At 47.8% G+C, this 3,324-nt stretch carries 3 protein-coding genes; 1 reads left to right on the top strand and 2 read right to left on the bottom strand.

Annotation, left to right across the window (positions count from 1 at the left end):
• The coding region (locus AAC147_RS05515; protein ID WP_197056428.1) for a condensation domain-containing protein at positions 1 to 760 on the bottom strand (760 nt) is incomplete at its 3' end.
• 4 nt (positions 761 to 764) lie between these two features.
• Positions 765 to 1,946: a condensation domain-containing protein gene (locus AAC147_RS05520; RefSeq protein ID WP_231571621.1), complete on the bottom strand. Its 1,182-nt coding sequence runs from the start codon at positions 1,944 to 1,946 to the stop codon at positions 765 to 767.
• Here AAC147_RS05520 and AAC147_RS05525 point away from each other — a divergent pair.
• A partial coding sequence (locus AAC147_RS05525; protein ID WP_047685837.1) for a condensation domain-containing protein occupies positions 1,923 to 3,324 on the top strand: 1,402 nt, incomplete at its 3' end. The genes AAC147_RS05520 and AAC147_RS05525 overlap by 24 nt on opposite strands.

Raw genomic sequence — 3,324 nt, forward strand, 5'->3', positions numbered from 1 at the left:
CTATCCGGGGTGTTTGCCCTTGTATCAGTTGGTTGTAATAGTCATGCACAGCCTGCAATAAAACCGGGTTACTCCAGCCATCGGCAATACAGTGATGTTGGGTAATCATTACCGTCACCAATTGGTCATGTTGCCTGATAATGGTGAAACGAATTAATCCCGGCTGGCTTAAATCAAACGGTTGTGTCCGGTCATGCTGCTGAATGGCATCAATCGCTGCATCCCGCTCTTCTGCGGGTAATCGGCTGAGATCCTGAACAGTAAAATTGGCGGCACCAATACTCGCGCCTGCGGTCACCACCTGCAAGAGTTCTCCTTCCCAGTCAAAAGCGGTGCGCAGGATAGGAAAACGCAATGAGATCAATAACCAGGCCTGCTGGTAGATAGCAACATTCAAATTTGTGTGATAATCCAGCAATAACTGTACCCGATAGGCATCATCCTGTGGTTGAGCCAGATAATGATAAATAAACCCCTGCTGTAAACTGGTGGCGGGAAATATCACTTCAATTTTATTGTTACGCTCTTTACTGATGTTATTAAAATTAGCGTGATTTTCACTCAGGATAAAGTTTTGAAAATCTTTTTCAGAGAAAATACATTTTGCATTTAAGAAATCTAAAATAGTTTCCCTTTTTGCTTTTACTTTATCGATCAATAGAGCAGGCGGAGTTTCCCCTGAAAAGGCTAATTTTAATTTGTTTTCACAAGCCCACACTGACATGTGATTTTTATTCAGTTCTTCTAATAGTTTCAACATATCGTTACACATCCAAAATGGTTTTCTTTTCTGAATGGAAGTGCGAATTTTCATTGCCCGCATGACCAAGACGCTGAGTTAGTTGATTTAACTGCTCAATTGAAACGCCTTTAATGCCATAATCACTCGGAGTCTTCACGCCTCCCGCCTGAGCCTGTTGCTGAGCGGTTTTAATCACCGTCATCAATGCCTGTTCAAACGCGGTAATAAATGTTTGTGCCTGATGTTGTGGTAAACGGGAATTCACACTGAACTGCAATCTGCCTTCCTGCACTGCACCATTAATATCCAGTAATAAATGGCTCTTATTGCTGTCGGCTATCATGGTTCCGCAATCGTCGCTGGCCAGTGACCAGTCCTGTTCGCTCGCCTCTCCCCCTAATTGACCGAGGTAGTTGAAACTGATTGTCGGCAGATTACCCGCTAAATACCCGGCCTGATGCAGGGCACCGTAACCCAGCCCTTTATTCGGCACCGCTCTGAGCATCTCTTTAGTGTGCATAATGGTTTCAGCAATATCGGCCTGCATTGCCAACCGGACAGGGTACAGGGTTGTAAACCAGCCTACGGTTTCAGAAACATCCAATGTGTTATCGATATGTTCCCGCCCGTGGCCTTCCAGCAAAATAAGATTGACCGGCCGTGAGAAACACGCCTGCAAGGCCAGCGTAAGGGCACTCAGCAGTAAATCATTAATTTCGGTGTGATAACCGGCATTGGCCTCACGCAACAAGGTTTCGGTCAGTACCTCAGAGATAGCCAACCGATGCTGACGAGCCTCTTCTACAGCTGGATAAATCTCGTCCTCTGCTATGACCTGTTGCCAGTAAAGCACTTCATCCTGATGACATTCGGCATAGCGATGCACGGCGCTGACCCACTGTCGGTAACTGCTGGTTTTTGCCGGCAAGGTATCACTCTGTAGCGCGTCTTTCTGGAGCAATAAACGCATATCTTCTGCAATGATGCGCCAGGACACAGCATCAATGATCAGATGGTGAAATGCGAAGAATAAGCGGGCACTCCCGTCGGCATATCCGGTCAGGTACGCCGCCTGCCACAGAGGCCCGTTACAATAATCAAAGCGGCTCTGCCATTCGGTCAGTTGCTGGCGTAATGCCGTTTCATCCCATTGACTGACATCACAATGAGGTAACGTTGATTGCTCCAGAAAGACACGCAACAAAGTGATACCTTGCCGGCAAAAACCAGCAGTTACCGGCAGTGGGTCAGCGCTGTACATCGCTATGCCGAATGCCATCAGGATGAAATACCCTACTGGCAACAGGTCATGGCGGAGAGTGGAGCTTATCCTGTGGCCGTGGAACTCAGTCAACACGAAGTGGCTATCTCTGAAGCACTGACCGAGACTTTGTTGCGTGAGGCCAATGCAGGTTATCACACCGAAATTAATGACTTACTGTTGAGTGCCCTTACGCTGGCCTTGCGGACGTGTTTCTCACGGCCAGTCAATGTTATTCTGCTGGAAGGTCACGGGCGGGAACATATTGATAACACTTTGGATATCTCTGAAACTGTAGGCTGGTTTACAACTCTGTACCCTGTCCGGCTGGCAATGCAGGCCGATATCACCAAAACGATTATCCACACCAAAGAGATGCTCAGGACGGTGCCAAATAAAGGGCTAGGTTACGGTGCCCTGCATCAGGCCGGGTATTTAGCGGGTAATTTACCTGTGATCAGTTTCAACTACCTCGGTCAGTTAGGGGCAGAGGCGGGTGAACAGGACTGGTCACTCACCAACGATGATTGTGGTGTTATGGCCGGCAGTCAGAATAGCAGTCGGAATAGTAGTGATCTGTTGCTGAATATTAATGGCATGGTTCAGGGCCGGCGACTGCAATTCAGTGTGATATCAGGTTTACCACCACTCCAGACACAGACGTTTATTGCTACGTTTGAACAGGCGTTGATGGAGGTGATTAAAACCGCTCAGCAACAAGCACAAGCGGGGGGCATGAAGACCCTCAGTGATTACGGTATTAAAGGCGTTTCGATAGAACGTTTACTCCATTTTCAACAAAAATACCGGGTTGAGGCACTGTATCCTGCCACCAGTCTACAGCAGGGATTTATTTATCATTATCTGACTCAGCCACAGGATGATGCCTACCGGGTACAGTTATTGCTGGATTATCATACAAATTTGGATGTTGCCATCTACCAGCAGGCCTGGTTACTGACCTCATTGCGTTTTCCTATCCTGCGCACCGCCTTTGACTGGGAAGAGGAAGTCTTGCAGGTGGTGACCACCGATGCGAGTATCGGTACGGACAATTTTACTGTTCAGGATCTCAGCCGATTACCCGCAGAAGAACGGGATGCAGCGATTGATGCCATTCAGCAGCATGACCGGACACAGCCGTTTGATTTAAGCCAGCCGGGGTTAATTCGTTTCACCATTATCAGGCAACACGACCAACTGGTGACGGTAATGATTACCCAACATCACTGTATTGCCGATGGCTGGAGTAACCCAATTTTATTGCAGGCTGTGCATGACTATTACAACCAACTGATACGAGGGCAAACACCCCGGATAG

It is taken from the genome of Xenorhabdus sp. NBAII XenSa04 (genome assembly GCF_963866145.1).
Classification (GTDB): Bacteria; Pseudomonadota; Gammaproteobacteria; order Enterobacterales; family Enterobacteriaceae; genus Xenorhabdus; species Xenorhabdus indica.